The 19,509-nt window shown below is 61.2% G+C and carries 11 protein-coding genes and 1 pseudogene; 9 read left to right on the top strand and 3 right to left on the bottom strand.

Annotated features, from left to right (window positions below; translation table 11 throughout):
- Positions 1 to 134: 134 nt before the first annotated feature.
- A pseudogene (locus U0029_RS11420) lies at positions 135 to 460 on the bottom strand (MFS transporter); the annotation flags it as partial.
- A 74-nt stretch (positions 461 to 534) separates the two neighbouring features.
- On the opposite strand from U0029_RS11420, the gene U0029_RS11415 reads away from it, so the two are divergent.
- On the top strand, positions 535 to 744 hold the full coding sequence (locus U0029_RS11415) for a hypothetical protein (RefSeq protein ID WP_115600718.1): 210 nt from the start codon (positions 535 to 537) through the stop codon (positions 742 to 744).
- Positions 745 to 836: 92 nt separating this feature from the next.
- Here the strand turns inward: U0029_RS11415 and U0029_RS11410 are convergent, their stop codons facing one another.
- Together U0029_RS11410 and mdeB are read right to left on the bottom strand one after the other, a co-directional pair.
- The gene (locus U0029_RS11410; protein ID WP_114851844.1) at positions 837 to 3,119 is read right to left on the bottom strand and encodes an NADP-dependent malic enzyme; all 2,283 of its coding nucleotides are present in this window, start codon (positions 3,117 to 3,119) and stop codon (positions 837 to 839) included.
- Between the two features lie 155 nt (positions 3,120 to 3,274).
- Positions 3,275 to 5,932 (bottom strand): alpha-ketoglutarate dehydrogenase, encoded by a 2,658-nt coding sequence (mdeB, locus tag U0029_RS11405; RefSeq protein WP_114851845.1) that lies wholly within the window; start codon positions 5,930 to 5,932, stop codon positions 3,275 to 3,277.
- Between the two features lie 225 nt (positions 5,933 to 6,157).
- Between mdeB and U0029_RS11400 the strand changes: the two genes are divergently transcribed.
- The 8 genes from U0029_RS11400 (at position 6,158) to U0029_RS11365 (ending at position 19,456) form a co-directional block, all read left to right on the top strand.
- Positions 6,158 to 8,191, top strand: coding sequence for an OPT family oligopeptide transporter (locus U0029_RS11400; RefSeq protein ID WP_012416884.1), 2,034 nt, complete (start codon positions 6,158 to 6,160; stop codon positions 8,189 to 8,191).
- Between the two features lie 368 nt (positions 8,192 to 8,559).
- Positions 8,560 to 11,430: a 2-oxoglutarate dehydrogenase E1 component gene (locus tag U0029_RS11395; protein WP_012416885.1), complete on the top strand. Its 2,871-nt coding sequence runs from the start codon at positions 8,560 to 8,562 to the stop codon at positions 11,428 to 11,430.
- 46 nt (positions 11,431 to 11,476) lie between these two features.
- A complete protein-coding gene (gene odhB / locus U0029_RS11390) occupies positions 11,477 to 12,676 on the top strand; it encodes a 2-oxoglutarate dehydrogenase complex dihydrolipoyllysine-residue succinyltransferase (RefSeq protein ID WP_012416886.1) in 1,200 nt (399 codons plus the stop codon).
- A gap of 67 nt (positions 12,677 to 12,743) precedes the next feature.
- Positions 12,744 to 14,168 (top strand): dihydrolipoyl dehydrogenase, encoded by a 1,425-nt coding sequence (gene lpdA / locus U0029_RS11385; protein WP_114851846.1) that lies wholly within the window; start codon positions 12,744 to 12,746, stop codon positions 14,166 to 14,168.
- Between the two features lie 77 nt (positions 14,169 to 14,245).
- Entirely contained in the window at positions 14,246 to 15,337 is a 1,092-nt protein-coding gene (zapE, locus tag U0029_RS11380; protein WP_012416888.1) for a cell division protein ZapE, read from the top strand.
- A gap of 196 nt (positions 15,338 to 15,533) precedes the next feature.
- The gene (locus U0029_RS11375) at positions 15,534 to 15,974 is read left to right on the top strand and encodes a sigma-70 family RNA polymerase sigma factor (RefSeq protein WP_086935826.1); all 441 of its coding nucleotides are present in this window, start codon (positions 15,534 to 15,536) and stop codon (positions 15,972 to 15,974) included.
- Positions 15,967 to 16,878: a DUF4880 domain-containing protein gene (locus U0029_RS11370; RefSeq protein WP_114851847.1), complete on the top strand. Its 912-nt coding sequence runs from the start codon at positions 15,967 to 15,969 to the stop codon at positions 16,876 to 16,878. The genes U0029_RS11375 and U0029_RS11370 overlap by 8 nt, the downstream gene beginning before the upstream one ends.
- 112 nt (positions 16,879 to 16,990) lie before the next feature.
- Positions 16,991 to 19,456: a TonB-dependent siderophore receptor gene (locus U0029_RS11365; RefSeq protein ID WP_370510831.1), complete on the top strand. Its 2,466-nt coding sequence runs from the start codon at positions 16,991 to 16,993 to the stop codon at positions 19,454 to 19,456.
- Positions 19,457 to 19,509 lie beyond the last annotated feature (53 nt).

Genomic DNA, 19,509 nt, shown 5'->3' with positions numbered 1-19,509 from the left:
AGGCAGCGGATGCGAGCGGCAGGGAGATCAGATAGCTCTAGAATGATCTGCGCCCGAGCCTTGTCGGTCGATGAGATTGTTTTTCTATATGTGTAGGTAATTGCCTAATCGAGAGCGGCCTGTCTGATCACTGGCTACCGGGTAAGACGGCTGCCGGCCGTTGTTCGGGCTGAGGGAATGGGGCGTGTGCCGGCCCAGAAGATCAGGGCCGGGGCGCTGACCGCCGCGCCCGGCAGGCAGATGCCGCTCCAGCCAGCACGCCCAGGCCGCTGTCAATGGCATAGAACAGCACATACAGACCCACCAGCCGGCGATGGGCCTCTGGCCTGGTTCGGAAAATCAGGCTTTGATTCGTGACGTGTAAAACCTGCCCGCCGAGCTCGAGCACGATAATGCCCAACACCAGCGCCAGTAAGGACGTTTTCATCTGCGACAACGGCCACCAGGCCCAGAGCAATATCCTCGCTGACCGGCTGCGCAAGCTAGTGGAGGCCGGCATCCTAGGCCTCCGATGGCACGGCTTATCAAGAGTATGTGTTGACGCCGCAAGGCGAACGGTTGTTTCCCTTGTTCGTGGCTTTGCGTCAGTGGGGTGAGCGTCAGTGGTTCGCGCCCGGTGAGCCGCCCTCGGCTCTGATTGACCGGTGCAGCGGCCAGACGGTGCCTTTTAAGGCGGTGCGAGATGCCAAGGGCGCAGTGCTGCCGCCATCCGCCACCGAGGTGCGCAAGCTGCCGACGGCCTGAGCCAGCCGTCATCGTCCTTGGATAAAAACAAGCCCCTGGCAAAACCAGGGGCTTGTCGAGAAAACCGGCCGGGGCCTGGACCCCGGTTGTTTTTAGCTGACTTCGGCCTCTTGCTGCGCGTCCACGACGGCCAGCGCCGTCATGTTGACGATGCGGCGCACGGTGGCGCTGGTGGTTAGGATGTGCACCGGACGGGCTGCGCCCAGCAGGATGGGGCCCATGCTCACGCCGTTGCTGCCCGTCATCTTGAGCATGTTGTAAGTGATGTTGCCGGTATCCAGATTGGGCATCACCAACAGATTGGCCGGACCCTTGAGCGAGCTGTCAGGATAGGCCTGGACGCGGATTTTTTCCGACAGTGCTGCGTCGGCATGCATTTCACCATCGACTTCCAGATGCGGCGCGCGTTCAGCGACCAGGCGGCGGGCTAGTGCCATCTTGCGCGAGGATTCGGTCGGACGGCTGCCGAAGTTGGAGTGCGACAGCAGTGCAATCTTGGGCACTACGCCAAAGCGCATCATTTCCTCACCGGCCTGAATGGTGATGTTGGCGACTTCTTCGGCCGTCGGATTTTCGTTGACGTGGGTGTCAGCGACGAACAGCGTTTGGTCGGGCAGCATCAGCACATTGAGCGCGGCGAAGGTCTGGCCAGGTTTGGTGCCAATGACCTCATCGATGTACTTGAGCTGGTTGTCGTACTTGCTGGCCACGCCGCACAGCAGCGCGTCGGCATCGCCACGGCGAAGCAGCATAGCGCCGATGAGGGTGTTGTGCTTGCGGATCATGCTCTTGGCCACGGTCGGCGTGACGCCGTTGCGAGCTTGGAGCTGATAGTAAGCCTGCCAGGTGTCGTTGTAGCGGCTATCGTCCTCAGGATCGACGATCTCGATGTTCTGGCCTGCGGCAAGACGCAGGCCGAACTTCTTGATGCGCATCTCGATGACTGCGGGGCGGCCGATCAGGATGGGGAAAGCGAGTTTTTCGTCGACCACGACCTGCACGGCGCGCAGCACGCGCTCATCTTCACCGTCGGCGTAAACCACGCGCTTGGGAGCGGTCTTGGCCTGGCGGAACAGCGGGCGCATCAGCTGACCGGAGTGGTACACGAAGCCCATCAGCTTTTGGCGATAGGCATCAAGATCTTCGATGGGGCGGCTGGCCACGCCGGACTCGGCGGCAGCCTGGGCCACGGCCGGCGCGATCTGGACGATCAGGCGCGGATCGAAAGGCTTGGGAATGATGTATTCCGGGCCGAACGTCAGTTCCTGGCCTGCATAGGCGCGGGCGACTTCGTCGTTTTGCTCGGCCTGGGCCAGCTCGGCGATGGCCTTCACGCAGGCCAGTTTCATTTCTTCAGTGATGCGCGTGGCGCCGACATCCAGCGCGCCACGGAAAATGAAGGGGAAGCACAGGACGTTGTTGACCTGGTTGGGATAGTCGGAGCGGCCGGTCGCAATAATGCAGTCCGGGCGAGCGGCCTTGGCCACTTCCGGGCGGATTTCCGGTTCGGGATTGGCCAAAGCCAGAATCAGCGGCGAAACCGCCATGGTCTTGACCATCTCGCCAGTCAGCACGCCAGCAGTGGAGCAGCCCAAGAATACGTCGGCATCCTTGACCACATCAGCCAGCGTGCGAGCCTCGGTTTGCTGCGCATAACGGCGCTTGTTGGCCTCCATGTTCTCGTCGCGGCCTTCCCAGATCACCCCGCGCGAATCCACCACGTAGATGTTTTCGCGCTTGATGCCAAGGTGGACCAGTAGATCCAGGCAGGCGATGGCGGCGGCGCCGGCGCCGGAGCAGGCCAGCTTGACGTTGCCCATTTCCTTGCCGACCACTTTCAGGCCGTTCAGGATGGCGGCGGCCGAGATGATGGCGGTGCCGTGCTGGTCGTCATGGAAGACGGGAATCTTCATGCGCTCGCGCAGCTTCTTTTCGATGTAGAAGCATTCCGGCGCTTTGATGTCTTCGAGGTTGACGCCGCCCAGCGTGGGCTCTAGCGCGGCGATGATGTCGACCAGTTTGTCGGGATCGTTTTCAGCCAGTTCGATATCGAACACATCGATACCCGCGAACTTCTTGAACAAGCAGCCCTTGCCTTCCATGACCGGCTTGGCCGCCAGCGGACCGATGTTGCCCAGGCCCAGCACGGCAGTGCCGTTGGTGATTACGCCGACCAGATTGGCGCGCGAGGTGTACATCGACGCGGCTTCGTTGCCTTTGTCGAAGATGGCCATGCAAGCTGCGGCCACGCCGGGGGAGTAGGCCAGCGACAGGTCATCCTGGTTGGCCAGCGTCTTGGTCGGGGTGACGGAGATTTTGCCGGGGGTGGGATAGGCGTGGTAGTCCAACGCCAGCTTGGTGAAAGTTTCGTCCATGAGGTACTGCCTTTGCTTTTACGAGAGCGCCAACTGAAAAAACGGTCTTGCGGCCATAGCCGACCCTGCCGCGTGTTTCGGAATAGCGGCATATTTCAACAGAAAGCGTTCAATCGTGCTTGGCTCGACATTGTTGCAATGCAACGCAGCCGCGCTCAGCCCCGCCAGGGAGGCAGCCTGCGCGAGGCAGCGGTGAGGTTTTGCCGCTGTGTCTGGAGGGCCGTCTGCCAGGTTTTATCGCGGGCGGCCAGCAGGTCCAGCGCATGCAGCACAATCCATTCGGCGCTGATCTCGAAAAAGTCGCGCAGTCGCTGGCGTGTGTCGCTGCGCCCAAACCCGTCGGTCCCCAGGCTGCGGTAAGGGCCGGGCACCCAGTTGCTGATCTGGTCCGGGACTGCGCGCACATAATCGGAGACCGCTACGGTGGGCAAGGCGTCAGGCAGGCAGTGCGCGATCCAGGCGGGAGCGCTTTCCATGCCGAGCGCCGCCTCGCGTTCGGCGCGGCGGCTGTCGCGCGCTAGTTCGCTGAAACTCGTCACGCTCCAGACTTCGGCGTAGATGCCGTGGCGTGACTCCAGCAAGGCGGCGGCGGCAAGAGATTCAGGCAGCATGGGGCCTGCGCCCAGCAGGCGCAGCGCGGGTTGCGGCACGGCGCGCACACGATGCATGCCACGCAGAATGCCTTCGCTTGCGCCTGCTGGCAGGTCGGGCTGCGCCAGGTTTTCATTGGTGACAGTCAGGTAATAAAACTCGTCATGTTGCGCCTGCAACATCCGCTGCATGCCGGCCTCGACGATAATGGCGACCTCATAGGCATAGGCAGGGTCGTAGGCCCGGCAGTTGGGCACGCTGGCGGCGATCAGATGGCTGCTGCCGTCCTGGTGCTGTAGACCTTCACCTCCCAGCGTGCTGCGTCCCGAGGTGGCGCCGATCAAAAAACCCCGACAGCGCTGGTCAGCGGCTGCCCAGATCAGGTCGCCGATACGCTGAAAGCCGAACATCGAGTAATAGATATAGCAGGGCAGGGTGGGCAGGTTGTGGGTAGAGTAGCTGCTGCCTGCAGCCGTCCAGGAGGAAATCGCGCCTGCCTCGGTGATGCCTTCTTCGAGAATCTGGCCGTCGCGGGCCTCACGATAGGAAAGCACCGAGCCGATATCCTCTGGCTCATAAAGCTGACCCTGGGCGGAATAGATGCCAATCTGCCGAAACAGATTCGCCATGCCGAAGGTGCGCGCCTCGTCGGCCACGATGGGAACCACGCGTGGACCAAGCGGCGCCTGCTTGAGCAATTGCGTCAGCATACGCACCACGGCCATGGTCGATGACATTGTTTTGCCACCGGCTTGCAGAGCAAAACCGGCGAACTCGGCGGCGCCGGGCGTGGACAGTGCGGTATCGCCGGCCCTGCGGCGGGGCAGATAGCCGCCCAGCGCCTGACGCCGCGCATGAAGATGGCGCATTTCCGGGCTGTCTTCGTGCGGACGATAAAAACGCAGGTTCAGGCAGTCGTCGTCGGAAATGGGCAAATCAAAACGATCCCGGAAGGCCAGCAGCGCCTCGTCATCAAGTTTTTTCTGTTGGTGCGTGGTCATGCGGCCTTGGCCGGTTTCGCCCATGCCGAAACCCTTTTTAGTCTGTGCCAGGATGACAGTAGGCCGACCGCGATGCCGTACTGCGCGGTGGTAGGCCGCGTGGATTTTCTGCATGTCGTGGCCGCCGCGGCGCAGGCGGTCGATGGCATCGTCGTCGAGATCGGCGACCAAGGTCGCCAGCGCCGGGTTTTGGCCGAAGAAATGCGAGCGGTTATAAGCGCCGTCTTTGGCGGCGAAAGTCTGGAACTGACCGTCGACGGTATTCTGGAAGGCCTGCGCCAGGACGCCTTCGCTATCCCGGGCGAGCAGGGGGTCCCAGTCCCCGCCCCACAGCAGTTTGATGACATTCCAGCCTGCGCCATCGTACAGCGTCTCCAGTTCGTCGATGATGCGGCCATTGCCACGAACCGGTCCATCAAGCCGCTGCAGATTGCAGTTGATGACGAATACCAGGTTGTCCAGTTTTTCGCGGGCAGCCAGCGTCAGAGCGGCGACCGATTCCGGCTCATCCATCTCGCCATCGCCGAAAATACCCCAGACACGGCGTCCGGCCGGAACCGACAGGCCGCGATGTTCCAGGTAGCGCATGAAGCGCGCCTGATAGATGGCGTTGATCGGGCCGATGCCCATCGAACCTGTCGGAAACTGCCAGAAATCCGGCATCAACCAGGGATGGGGATAGGAAGACAGCCCCCGTCGGCCTTGGGCGCGGGCGCTGATTTCCTGTCGAAAAAGCGCTAGATCCTCTTCATCCAGAAAGCCCTCCAGATAGGCGCGGGCGTAGATGCCGGGGGCCGAATGAGGCTGCATATAAATCAGGTCGCCTGGCGCCTCGGCGCTGCCCGCGCGAAAGAAATGGTTGAAGCCTACCTCGAACAAGTCTGCCGCTGAGGCATAGCTGGCGATATGCCCGCCCAGCTCGCCATGGGCCTGGTTGGCCCGCACCACCATCGCCAGGGCATTCCAGCGGTTGATGCAAGCCAGACGTGCTTCCAGAGCGAGATCGCCCGGGAAGGCCGGCTCATCGGTTCGGGCGATCGTGTTCAGATAGGGGCTGTTGCGCGGTAGCCGCAAGCCCAGATCGGCCGCATGGGCCAGCAGACAGCGCAGTACCTGGGTGGCCCGCTCGGCGCCCTCGGCATGCAACAAGGAGCTCAGGGCATCGCGCCATTCAGCGGTCTCGATGGCGTCGCTGTCGACGGTGGGGCAGATGGCGGGCATGTCTGTCTCCGAGGGATTATGATGATTATCCTAGCCCTGAGTCATCAGCATGAGCGACCGAAAGCTGCGCAGCCCAACCCGGCCGCGCAGCATGAACTGAGAAAATTTCCGGGTTTGACGGGTGAATCTGCTGATTCACGGGTATCCCCGGAGCCCAGGCCGCCTGCGGTATCTACCATGGCGGGTTACCGGCAAGACCATGTCGGACAAGTAAGGAGGATGAGAATGGTGGCGGGTTTACGGGTTCCGGATGAGAGTTCCTTGCCGGAACTGACTGTGCGCGGTGTTTTGCTGGGCGTGGTCATCACAGTGATTTTTACGGCGTCCAATGTCTTTTTGGGTCTGAAGGTGGGGTTGACCTTCTCATCAGCCATCCCGGCCGCTGTGATCTCGATGTCAGTATTACGTTTTTTCCCGGGTGCCAACATCCTGGAAAATAATATGGTGCAGACTCAGGCCTCGGCGGCCGGGACGCTTTCGTCCGTCATCTTCATCCTGCCCGCGCTGGTCATGCTGGGCTACTGGCAGAACTTTCCGTTCTGGCAGACGCTGCTCATCTGTGCGGCCGGCGGCATGCTGGGCGTCATGTTTTCCATTCCGTTGCGCCATCTGATGGTGGTCAAGAGTTCGCTGCCTTATCCGGAGGGAGTGGCGGCGGCCGAGATCCTGCGTGTGGGGGATAAGGCCCGCGGAGCACCGGGGGCATCCGTGGGTATGGGTGACATTCTTGTCGGCGGCGGCGTGGCCGCCCTGGTCAGTTTCGCGGCCAGCGGCCTGCGGGTTTTAGGCGAGACCGTCAATGGCTGGTGGTCGATAGGGGGCGCGGTGCTGCGCCTGCCCATGGGCTTTTCGCTCGCTTTGCTCGGGGCGGGTTACCTCATCGGCATCGTAGCCGGCCTGGCCATGCTGACCGGGCTGATCATCGCCTGGGGAGTGGCCGTGCCCATTCTGACGCTTCAGTCTGCAGCGAGCGCGGGTCAAAGCCTGGCCGAGTTCGGCACCCATATCTGGAGTACGCAGGTGCGCTTCATTGGCGCGGGCGTGATCGGCGTGGGGGCGGTCTGGACGCTGGTTTTGCTGTTTATGCCCATGATGCGTGGCCTGGCGGGTATGTTCGGCGCCATGGCCGAGGGCGGGCGTGCAAGCGGCGCGGTCCCGCGCACCGAACGCGATTTGCCTGGCGTGTGGATCGCGCTGCTCACACTGGTGATGGTTGCGGCGCTGGTGATGGTGTTCGCGAACTTCCTGGCCGATGCGCCCGCCGCGCAGGGGCAGGTCTGGTCGCTGGTGAGCTATGCCGTGCTGTTTGCCGTTGTTTTCGGCTTCCTGGTGGCGGCGGCCTGTGGTTATATGGCCGGGCTGGTCGGGTCCTCGACCAGCCCGATTTCCGGCATCGGCATCGTTGCCATCGTGCTGGTGTCGGTGTTGATGGTCGCCCTGCACCGCGCGGATGGTCTGTTGGCTAGTCCCGGAGGGCTGAGGCTGGCGACGGCGCTGGCCATTTTCACCACGACGGCGGTGATCGCCGTCGCCTCCATTGCCAATGACAATTTGCAGGATCTGAAAACCGGCTGGCTCGTAGGAGCGACGCCCTGGCGGCAGCAGGTGGCGCTGCTGATCGGCTGTCTGGTCGGCGCGGCAGTCATCTCGCCGGTGCTGGATCTGCTCTATAACGCCTATGGCTTTGCTGGCGCATTGCCCAGGCCTGACATGGACCCTAACCTGGCACTGTCCGCGCCACAGGCCTCGCTGATGCTGGCGATTGCAAGCGGCATCTTCCTGAAAGACCTCAACTGGCTCATGATCTTGATCGGGGTGGCGGTAGGCCTGGGGCTGATTGTGGTTGATCAGGTTCTCAAACATCGGTTCAAGGTTGCCCGTCTGCCCGTTCTGGCCGTCGGCATCGGCATTTACTTGCCGCCCTCGATCAGTGCGCCCATCGTGGTGGGGGCGATTCTGGCCTGGGTGCTGGAGCGGATGCTGCAGCGTCGGGCCCAGGCGCGAGGCCTGACCGAGGCCGAGTATTCGATGGCGGCCAGACGGCGTGGCGTGTTGCTCGCGTCGGGGATGATCGTGGGCGAAAGCCTGGTCGGGGTGTTTATGGCTGCCGTTATCGGCGCTTCCGGCCAGGATGACCCGCTGTCTGTAGTCGGTCCGGGTTTTGCCGCCACGGCGCAATGGCTGGGGCTGATCGTCTTTGTTTTGGTGGTGATCGGGTTTGGCCGGCGGGTGTTGGGACGCGGGGGCTTGGCGGCTTAGGCCAGACGTCGTATCCTGGTCTCTTGACGTGTCGGGCGGCTGCGGTAACACCCGCGCCGCGGGATGCGCTCATGAGGTCGCGTAAAGGGGGCGTTGGCGCCCCTTGCGTTCGGCCTGGGGCAGGCGCTGGGGCAGGCATTTTGGCCGGAGCTGCCGGTCTTGCCTGGCTTGCGTGTTCTGTTTCGTGTTCTGTCATGCAATTGCCGCGAGACGGCGACAAACTCGAAGGAGTATACTGACCATACGGCTTTCGAGGCTTGCTTGTACGTGCCTTCTGCCCCTGCTATCCGCCAATCGGGAAGCCCGTGTCGCGGAAGGTTTTCCTGCATCGTTTGCGAGTGAGGCACTCGCCAAGGTGAAGCGACATTATGTCAACGGAATCAGAATCCCTTTCTACCTCTTATTTGTTCGGGGGCAATGCTCCCTACGTCGAGGAGCTTTACGAAGCTTATCTCGATAATCCCGGTTCCGTGCCAGATCAGTGGCGCGCCTACTTTGATCAACTTCAGCATTCCCCTGCGACCGATGGCCAGGAGACGACGCGCGATCAAGCGCACGCTCCCGTAGTCGAGTCGTTCGCGCAGCGCGCCCGCGCCAACGCTTTCGTGCAACGCGCCGCCGAGCCCGATCTGTCGGTGGCGTCCAAACAGGTGTCGGTGCAGTCCCTGATCGCTGCCTACCGTTCGCTGGGTTCGCGCTGGGCCGATCTCGATCCGCTCAAGCGCCAGGAGCGCCCCCCGATCCCCGAGCTCGATCCGGCCTTTTATGGTCTGACCGAAGCGGATCTGGATCAAACCTACTCGGCCACTAACACCTACTTCACGACCGCCAGCACCATGACGCTGCGCGACATCCTGAAGGCTTTGCGTGACACCTACTGCCGTTCGATCGGCGCCGAGTTCATGTACGTCTCCGATCCGGCCGCCAAGCGCTGGATCCAGCAGCGTCTGGAATCGACGCTGTCTGCCCCGGCGTTCTCCCCCGAGGAAAAACGCCACATCCTCCAGCAACTGACGGAATCCGAAGGGCTGGAGCGTTTCCTGCACACCAAGTACGTCGGTCAGAAGCGCTTTTCGCTGGAAGGCGGCGAGAGCTTCATCGCCTCGATGGACGAAGTGGTCAACCATGCCGGTGAAGCGGGCGTTCAGGAAATCGTGGTCGGCATGGCTCACCGCGGCCGTCTGAACCTGCTGATCAACATCATGGGCAAAATGCCTGGTGATTTGTTTGCTGAGTTTGAAGGCAAGCACGCCGAGGGCCTGACTGATGGCGACGTGAAGTACCACAACGGTTTCTCGAGCGACATCTCGACTCGTGGCGGCCCGGTCCACCTCTCACTGGCTTTTAACCCTTCCCACCTCGAAATCGTCAATCCGGTGGTGGAAGGTAGCGCCCGCGCCCGTCAAGAGCGCCGTGGCGACCAAGAAGGCAAACAGGTTCTGCCGGTGTTGGTGCATGGTGACGCGGCTTTCGCCGGCCAGGGCGTTGTCATGGAAACCCTGAATCTGGCTCAGACCCGAGGCTATGGCACGGGCGGCACGCTGCACATCGTCATCAACAACCAGATCGGCTTCACCACCTCGGACCCGCGCGACTCGCGTTCGACGCTGTACTGCACCGACGTGGTCAAGATGATCGAAGCTCCGGTGTTCCACGTTAACGGCGATGATCCCGAAGCCGTGGTGTTCGCCACCCGCTTGGCGCTGGACTACCGCATGCAGTTCCGCCACGACGTCGTTCTCGACATCGTCTGCTTCCGTAAGCTGGGTCACAACGAGCAGGATACCCCCTCGCTTACGCAGCCGCTGATGTACAAGCGTATCGGCCACCATCCGGGCACCCGCAAGCTGTACGCCGACAAGCTGACCACGCAAGGCGTGCTGGCCGAGGGCGATGCCGACCAAATGGTCAAGGATTATCGTCAGCTTATGGAAGATGGTCAGCGCACCATCGAGCCGGTGCTGACCGACTACAAGAGCAAGTACGCGATCGACTGGTCCGCCTTCCTGGGCGCCAAGTGGACCGACCAAGCCGACACGGCTGTGCCGCTGGCTGAGCTCAAGCGCATTGGCGAGCGCATCACCACCGTGCCGGAAGGCTTCACGGTGCATCCGCTGGTCGCCAAGCTGCTCAATGACCGCCGCAACATGGCCAAGGGCGAGCAAAACCTCGATTGGGGCATGGGCGAGCATCTGGCTTTCGCAACCCTGGTGGCTTCGGGTTACGCGGTGCGCATCACCGGTCAGGACTCCGGCCGTGGCACGTTCACGCACCGCCATGCAGTGCTGCACGACCAGAACCGCGAGCGCTGGAACGACGGCACCTACATCCCGCTGCAGAACGTCTCGGAAGGTCAGGCTCCCTTCGTCGTCATCGACTCCGTGCTGTCCGAAGAAGCCGTACTGGCTTTCGAATACGGCTACTCGTCGGCCGAGCCCAACACGCTCACCATCTGGGAAGCCCAGTTCGGCGACTTCGTCAACGGCGCTCAGGTCGTGATCGACCAGTTCATTACCGCCGGCGAAGCCAAATGGGGCCGCCAATCGGGCCTGACCATGATGTTGCCGCACGGCTACGAAGGCCAGGGTCCGGAGCACTCCTCGGGCCGCATCGAGCGTTTCCTGCAACTGTGCGCGGATAACAACATCCAGGTCGTTCAGCCGACCTCGGCTTCGCAGATTTTCCATCTGCTGCGCCGCCAGATGATCCGTCCGTTCCGCAAGCCCTTGGTGATCTTTACGCCGAAGTCGCTGCTGCGTAACAAGGATGCGGGTTCGCCGCTGTCGGATCTGGCGGGAGGGAGCTTCCGGCCGGTTATCGGCGAAGTGGACGAGAGCATCAAGGCCAACTCGGTCAAGCGCGTATTGGCTTGCTCGGGCAAGGTTTATTACGACCTCGTCAATGCCCGTCGCGAGCGCGAAGCCAGCAATGTCGCCATCGTTCGCGTCGAACAGCTCTATCCCTTCGCTCACAAGGCGTTCGAAACCGAACTGCGCAAGTATCCGAAGGCGACCGAAGTGATCTGGGTCCAGGACGAACCGCAAAATCAAGGCTCTTGGTTCTATATCCAGCACCACCTGTACGAGAATATGTCCGAAGGCCAAAAGCTGGGTTATGCCGGCCGTGCGGCTTCGGCGTCGCCTGCCGTGGGTTACCTGGCCAAACACCAGGAGCAACAAAAGGCGCTTATCGAGCAGGCGTTCACGCCCAAGTTCAAGGGTTTCGTGCTGACCAAGTAATCGCGGTCGCGGATCACAGAACACTCAATTAACGGAATTCATCATCATGGCTATTACTGACGTTGTTGTGCCCCAGCTTTCCGAATCGGTTTCGGAAGCAACCCTGCTGACCTGGAAGAAGCAGCCCGGCGCTGCTGTCGAGGCAGACGAAATCCTGATCGAAATCGAGACCGACAAGGTCGTGCTCGAAGTGCCCGCTCCCGCCTCGGGCGTGCTGGCTGAGATTGTCAAGGCTGACGGCGCCACCGTGACCTCGGGCGAGTTGATCGCCCGCATCGATACCGCCGCCAAGGCGGCTGCAGCTCCCGCAGCTGCGGCAGCTGCACCGGCTGCGCCTGCCGCACCGGCTGCTGCCAGCACCTCGGCTGCTGGCGTGGCTTCGCCTGCCGCTGCCAAGATTCTGGCTGAAAAGGGTGTGGATGCTGCCAGCGTGGCCGGTACCGGCCGTGATGGCCGCGTCACCAAGGGCGATGCCCTGGCTGCCAATGCCGCTCCGGCCAAGAAGGCTGCTGCTCCGGTCGCGCCGCCCACCCTGTCGCTGGACGGCCGTCCGGAACAGCGTGTGCCGATGAGCCGCCTGCGCGCTCGCGTGGCAGAGCGTCTCCTGCAATCGCAGCAAGAAAACGCCATTTTGACGACGTTTAACGAAGTCAACATGCAAGGCGTGATCGACCTGCGCAATAAGTACAAGGAAAAGTTCGAGAAAGAGCACGGCGTGAAGCTGGGCTTTATGTCCTTCTTTGTGAAGGCCGCAGTGGCCGCCCTGAAGAAGTACCCGGTCTTGAACGCCTCGGTCGATGGCAAGGACATCATCTACCACGGTTACTTCGACATCGGCATCGCTGTGGGCAGCCCGCGCGGTCTGGTTGTGCCTATCCTGCGCAATGCCGATCAACTGACCATCGCTGAAATCGAGAAGACCATTGCCGATTTCGGCAAGCGTGCTTCCGAAGGCAAGCTGGGTATCGAAGAAATGACCGGCGGCACCTTCTCTATCTCGAACGGTGGCGTGTTCGGTTCGATGCTCTCGACCCCGATCATCAACCCGCCGCAATCGGCCATTCTTGGCGTGCATGCCACCAAGGAGCGCCCGGTTGTCGAGAACGGCCAGATCGTGATTCGCCCGATCAATTACCTGGCCATGTCCTATGACCACCGCATCATCGACGGCCGTGAAGCCGTGCTGGGTCTGGTCGCCATGAAGGAAGCGCTGGAAGATCCGCAACGTCTGTTGCTGGATCTGTAAGTCCACGCAGGCGCAGCCGGGCTTAGGCCCGCCTGCGCCTTTCTTCCTTTTTCTACGCGAGAACACTATGTCCAAACAATTCGACGTCGTCGTCATCGGCGCGGGCCCTGGCGGCTATATTGCCGCGATCCGCGCCGCGCAACTGGGCCTGTCGGTCGCCTGCATTGACGCCTGGCAAAATGGCGAAGGCGGTGCGGCTCCTGGCGGCACCTGCACCAACGTTGGCTGCATTCCGTCCAAGGCCTTGCTGCAATCCTCGGAAAACTACGAAGCGGTCAACCACCACTTCGTCGAGCACGGCATCGAGGCCAAGGATGTCAAGCTGAACTTGAGCACTCTGATCGGCCGCAAGAACAAGGTCGTCAAGCAAAACAACGACGGCATTCTGTTCCTCTTCAAAAAGAACAAAGTCAGCTTCTTCCACGGCAAGGGCGCTTTTGTCGGCCAGGTCGAAGGCGGTTGGGCGATCAAGGTCACCGGCACGTCTGAGGAAGACTTGGTGGCCAAGCACGTCATCGTGGCGACCGGTTCTTCGGCCCGCGAACTGCCGGGCCTGCCTTTTGACGAAAAAAATGTGCTGTCCAACGATGGCGCGCTTAACCTGTCGGCCGTGCCCAAGAAGCTGGGTGTGATCGGCGGCGGCGTGATCGGCCTGGAAATGGGCAGTGTGTGGCGCCGCCTGGGTGCCGAAGTCACCGTGTTGGAAGCCATGCCGGAGTTCCTGGCGGCAGCTGACCAGCAGGTGGCCAAGGAAGCTCTGAAGGCTTTCACCAAGCAGGGTCTGAATATCCAGACCGGCGTGAAGATCGGTGAAATCAAGGCCGGCAAGTCGATCACCATTCCTTACACCGACGCCAAGGGCGGCGAGCACAAGCTGGTGGTGGATAAGCTCATCGTCTCGATTGGCCGCGTGCCCTATACCGGCGGCCTGAACGCTGCAGCGGTTGGCCTGAATCTGGACGAGCGCGGATTTATCGCCGTGGACGCCGATTGCAAGACCAACCTGCCTAATGTGTGGGCAGTGGGTGATGTGGTGCGTGGTCCCATGCTCGCACACAAGGCCGAAGAAGAGGGTGTGGCCGTGGCCGAGCGTATCGCCGGTCAGCATGGTCATGTCAACTTTGATACCGTGCCTTGGGTGATCTATACCTCGCCGGAAATCGCCTGGGTGGGCAAGACCGAGCAGCAACTCAAGGCCGAAGGCCGCGAGTACAAGGCCGGTTCCTTCCCCTTTATGGCCAATGGTCGTGCGCGCGCTATCGGTGACACCACCGGTTTCGCCAAGGTGATCGCCGATGCTAAGACCGACGAAGTTCTGGGCGTGCACATTATCGGCCCGATGGCTTCCGAGCTGATCGCCGAAGCCGTGACCATCATGGAATTCCGCGGCGCTGCCGAAGACATCGCTCGCATTTGTCATGCGCACCCGACCTTGTCCGAAGCCGTCAAGGAAGCCGCTTTGGCGGTGGATAAGCGCACGCTGAATTTCTGATTCAGCCCGCTTTCTGACTTATCGCGACGCCGTCAGCCCGTCAGGGTTGGCGGCGTTTGCACTGCCGGATTTCCCACATGAACGCCCGCGAATATTACGAGCATGCCCTGGCCGAACGGGGCTATAAGCCGGATGAGGCGCAGTTGCGCGCCGTAGACCGGCTGCAGAAGTACTACGACGATTGGATGCGCTTCAAGGCGCTGCGCTCCAGCGCTTTGAAGCGGCTTTTGAATCGCCCGGACGTGCCGCGCGGGGTGTATCTCTGGGGCGGTGTGGGGCGTGGCAAAAGCTTCCTGATGGATGCCTTCTATGCAACCGTGCCAGTCGAGCGCAAGACGCGCCTGCATTTCCATGAGTTTATGCGCGGTGTTCACCGGGAGCTCGAGAACGTCAAGGGCATGCAGGACCCGCTCGATGAAGTGGCGCGGCGCGTGGCCAAACGCTATCGCCTGATCTGTTTTGACGAGTTTCATGTGTCGGACGTCGCGGACGCCATGATTCTCTATCGTTTACTGCTCAAGCTGTTCGAGTATGGCACGTCTTTTGTCATGACCTCCAATTATGAGCCGTCCACGCTCTATCCCGAGGGCTTGCACCGTGACCGTATCCTCCCGGCGATTGAACTGATCAAGAGCCGCATGGATATTCTCAATGTGGATTCGGGCATCGACTATCGCCGTCGTTCGCTGGAGCAGGTGCAGTCTTTCCATTACCCCTTGGATCAGGCCGCGAGCGATGCGCTGGAACAGGCTTTTCAGCAATTGGCCGATACCGCTCCCCAGGAGCCGGTGTTGCATATCGAGCATCGCGAGATCCGGGCCAAGGCTTTGTCGGGTTCGGTGGTTTGGTTTGACTTTGCCACACTCTGTGGCGGGCCACGCTCGCAGAATGACTATCTTGAACTGGCGAACCGTTTCCATGCCGTCATCTTGTCGGGTGTGCCCCGCATGGGGCCGCGCCAGGCTTCCGAGGCGCGCCGTTTTACCTGGCTGATTGACGTGTTCTACGACCATAAGGTCAAACTCATCATCTCGGCCGAGTGTGCGCCCGAAGCCTTGTATACGGAGGGCGCGCTGGCCAATGAGTTTCATCGCACGGTTTCGCGTATTTTGGAAATGCAATCGCGCGAATACCTGGAGTCTGAGCGCCGCCAGATCGGCACACTCTGAGGTCTTGCCCCGCTTCTTGGCGGGGTGTTGTTTTTCTGCGATTCCATGCTTCGATGCTAGGTGGTTTTATTGATAATGAAAGTTGTTATCAATAACATTTCTACTTTTACGAATTGAATGCCGTATCGTGTCCGTCATCCCCGACAAAGCCAACGCATCCGTGGACGGCCTGTATCGCCAACACCGTTCCTGGTTGATGGGGTGGTTGCGGCGCAAGCTGGGGGGCTCGGATCATGCCGAAGACATGGCGCAGGATGTTTTCATTCGCATCATTCAAGGGCGCAAACAAGTCGATGTAGTCCAGGCTCGCGCCTTCCTGACCACGATCGCACGCGGCATGCTCATCGATCACTGGCGCCGTGCCGCACTGGAAGCGGCTTATCGCGACTATCTCGCCAGTCTGCCTCAGGTGAGCGAGCCAGGACCCGAGGCGCGTATCGAGGTCATGCAATCGCTCGCCGTGCTTGATCGGATGCTAGCTGGCTTGTCGCCGCGTGCCCGTGAGGCTTTTATGTTGTCGCAAATTGACGGTCTGACCTATCCCGAGATCGCAGTTCGCCTTGGGGTATCGGTCAGCTCGGTGCAGCAATACATGGTGAAGGCCATGAGCGCCTGCTATGAGGTGTTTCATGCTTGATGCGCGCCGTCGGGCCATTGAATGGTGGGTGGTATTGCAGTCGGGTACGGCAAGTGCGAGTGACCGTGCACAACTGAACGACTGGCTGCTCGCCGACCCCCGTCACCAAGAGGCCTGGAGCCGCGTGCTTGAGGTGGAGCAGGGGGTGAGGCGCGTGCCGGCGGCACTGGCGCAGGCCGTGTTCAAACCGACATCCCGGCGTGCCGTTCTGCGTGGTCTGGGCGCTGCCAGCATCGCTGCCCTGTCGGGCTGGGCGGTGTATCGCCATACGTCCTGGCAACGCCTCATCGCCGATCGCAGCACGGGTCTGGGCGAAGTAGACACATTAGCCATGGCGCCAGGGCTAGATGTTGCGCTTGCCAGTGATACGGCGGTGCAGGTCTACCGCAAGCGGGGTCACCAAGCGCTGCGGCTGTTGCGGGGCGAAGTGTTTGTCCATGCTCAGGGTGTCGCCTTCACACTGGACACCGATTCTGCTTCGATCGCAGCAGATAGCGCTCGTTTCTGCGTCTCGCTCGATGAACAGGGCTGCCGTGTTGAACTCTTGGACGGCGAGCTTGCGATCGAGCGCGGCGACTACTCGCTGAGGGTGGCCGGCGCGCAAGGCCTGAGGCTGTCTGCTTCCGGCGGCTTGACGCGGTTAGCGCCCAATCCTGATGCGGCAGCTTGGGTCGATGGCATGCTGGTGGCGCATGACTGGTCACTGCGGGAATTGGTTGCGCGACTGGCTCGGCACCGCCATGGGGTCATCCATGTGGATGCCGACATCGCTGGCCTTCGAGTGTCGGGCGTCTTTCCCTTGTACGACGCTGAGCGGGCTTTGGCCGCTGTTGCGCGCAGCTTGCCGATTGCGCTGCATCGCAGAGGGCCGTTGTGGTTGAGTGTGGTGCCGGCCCAGGTCTGAGGCTGGCGCGCTACTTTTTACAGCGAGCACTTTTTTTGTAACGGCGTTGCAGGTTTGCGCCGAGGCTTACGGAATGCCCTGTGACAAGGCAATAACGAAACAGGAGTCATTCGTGTTATCAATACTTTTTGTATCCCGTCGCCAGCGTGTTGCACAGCGCGTGCTCGCTGCCAGTCTGGCCTTTTCGGGCGGTTTGCTTGCCCCTGTTGCCGGGGCGCAGACGGCCGTCGGGAGCTATGACATTGCGGCTGGCCCTCTTGCTGAAGCACTGACGCGATATGCGCAGGCCAGGGGCGTCGTATTGTCGTTCGAGCCGTCGCGTTTACGCGGTTTGTCCAGCCCTGGATTGAAGGGAGAGTATGGCGTCGCCGAAGGCTTCGCCCGATTGCTTGCTGGCAGCGGCATGCAGGCCCGCCAGGGTGCTGACCGCGTCTGGACGATTCATGCCGCGCCCCAGCACGGCACGCAGACGCTGGCGCCCATCGCCGTTACGACGATGGACAGCGCCTTGATGCCAACGGTGGGGTATGTGGCGAAGGCCAGCATGACGGCAACCAAGACCGATACGCCCTTGATCGAAACACCGCAATCGGTGTCTGTCGTTACGCGCGAGCAGATCCGGGAGCAGGGCGCCCATACGCTGAATCAGGTGCTGCGCTATACGGCGGGTGTGACGCCGGAGTCGCGCGGTGCGACCGCAACCCGTCTGGATCAGTTCACCGTGCGGGGTTTCTCTGCTTCCAGTTACCTGGATGGCATGCGTGTTTTCGGTGGGCGCGATGCCTTGCCCCAGGTTGACGCCTATCGCCTTGAACGCGTGGACATCATCAAGGGGCCGTCGTCCGTGCTTTATGGCCAGGGCGGCCCGGGCGGGGTGGTCAATCAGGTGAGCAAACGCCCGCTTGATGAGCGCTTGAACGAAATTGAACTGCAGGCGGGCAATTTTCATCACCGCCGTGTCAACATGGATTTCGGCGGCCCGATCGACGAGGGCGGCGAGTTTCTCTATCGCCTGACCGGCTCGGCCTATGGCGCGGACGGCCAGGTCGAACACACCAAAGAGAAGCGCTATTTCATCGCGCCAGCCTTTACCTGGCGGCCGAATGCGGATACCAGCTTAACCCTGCTTGCCAATTTCCAGCGTGATCCGGATATGGGCTCCTATGGCGCATTGCCGGCCATGCGCACGGTGCTGTCGGCGCCCGATGGCCGCAAGCTGCCCTCTAACTTCTACGACGGCGACGCGAATTTCGAAGAGAGCGACCGCAGGAGCCACTCGCTGGGCTATGTGTTCGAACATCGTTTCAACGACACCGTCAAAGTGTCGCAGAGCCTGCGTTACCTGCATTCGGAAGGGGTTTATCGCAGTGTGTACGGCGCGAGCACCAACTATTACGGTTATACCGGTCCGGACTACCGCTATCAGAAGCGCGCGTCCATCGCCACCGATGTCGATGTTGACGCGTTGACGCTCGACAACAATTTGCAGGCCAATTTCAATACCGGGCCGCTGGCGCACACCCTGTTGTTCGGTTTTGATTATCAGCATGTGCGCACGAATACCTTGGCCGGCTATGGCACGGCACCGTCGCTGGACGTATTCAATCCGGACAACTCTATGACGATCGCGGTGCCGGCCTACAGCTCGGATCAAACGCAGCGTCAGGTGCAAACCGGTTTGTATGCGCAGGATCAGATCAAGCTGGATCGTCTCTCGCTGGTGCTGGGCGGCCGCTACGACTGGGCCCGCACGCATACGGGCACCGATAACCTGGCAACAGGTCGCCACAGCAGCAGCGCGCTGGCTGCCGAGGCTTTTACGGGCCGCGCGGGCGTGATCTACAACTTCGACAACGGCCTGGCCCCCTATGCCAGCTATAGCGAGTCTTTTGAGCCGCAATCAGGCGCCGGCTGGAATAACTCGCCTTTCAAGCCCATCAAGGGCAAACAGTATGAAATGGGCTTGAAATATCAGCCGCCGGGCTCCAACACGCTCATCACGCTGGCAGCTTTTGATATCCGCCGCAGCAATATGTTGACGACAGACCCAGACCCCTCGCATATGTGCGGTACCGGCCGCTGCAATGTCCAGGCTGGCGAAGTGCGTACCCAAGGTTTCGAGCTGGAAGGCAAGGCCGAGCCGCTGCGTGGCCTGTCGGTGACGGCGGCGTATACCTATCTCGACAACCGATACGAGAAGGCCAACCCCAACGCCGTCGGCTTTAACCTGCAGGGCAAGCGTCCCTATGGCGTGCCCGAACATCAGGCCTCAGTCTGGACGCGTTATCAATTGCAGGAAGGCCCGCTGGCCGGTTTGGGCGTGGGTGCGGGAGTGCGTTACCTCGGCAGCAGTTGGGGTAATGACAAGAACACCTTCAAGGTGCCATCCGCCACGCTGGTGGACTTGATGCTGGACTATGACCTGGGCCGTTTGACCGCGTCGCTCAAGGGGATGCAGGTGGCGCTGAATGTCTCCAACCTGTTCAACAAGGAATACGTGGCGTCGTGCTACGACGATTCCTGGTGCTGGTATGGCTATCAGCGCTCTGTGAAGGCCAGCCTGCGTTATCGCTGGTAAGACAAGACGCCCGCTGGTTTTCTGTAATTAGTAATGCTTATAATTTGCAGAAT

This window comes from Bordetella avium (assembly GCF_034424645.1).
Lineage (GTDB): Bacteria > Pseudomonadota > Gammaproteobacteria > Burkholderiales > Burkholderiaceae_B > Bordetella > Bordetella avium.
Note: the sequence above shows the minus strand (reverse complement) of the source record. Positions and strands in the feature narration are given on the sequence as shown.

Coding starts and splice junctions, on each gene's coding strand:
- U0029_RS11370 (WP_114851847.1), top strand. CDS start 15,967: ATGCTTGATGCGCGCCGTCGGGCCATTGAATGGTGGGTGGTATTGCAG.
- U0029_RS11400 (WP_012416884.1), top strand. CDS start 6,158: ATGGTGGCGGGTTTACGGGTTCCGGATGAGAGTTCCTTGCCGGAACTG.
- mdeB (WP_114851845.1), bottom strand. CDS start 5,932: ATGCCCGCCATCTGCCCCACCGTCGACAGCGACGCCATCGAGACCGCT.
- U0029_RS11410 (WP_114851844.1), bottom strand. CDS start 3,119: ATGGACGAAACTTTCACCAAGCTGGCGTTGGACTACCACGCCTATCCC.
- U0029_RS11395 (WP_012416885.1), top strand. CDS start 8,560: ATGTCAACGGAATCAGAATCCCTTTCTACCTCTTATTTGTTCGGGGGC.
- lpdA (WP_114851846.1), top strand. CDS start 12,744: ATGTCCAAACAATTCGACGTCGTCGTCATCGGCGCGGGCCCTGGCGGC.
- odhB (WP_012416886.1), top strand. CDS start 11,477: ATGGCTATTACTGACGTTGTTGTGCCCCAGCTTTCCGAATCGGTTTCG.
- zapE (WP_012416888.1), top strand. CDS start 14,246: ATGAACGCCCGCGAATATTACGAGCATGCCCTGGCCGAACGGGGCTAT.
- U0029_RS11375 (WP_086935826.1), top strand. CDS start 15,534: ATGGGGTGGTTGCGGCGCAAGCTGGGGGGCTCGGATCATGCCGAAGAC.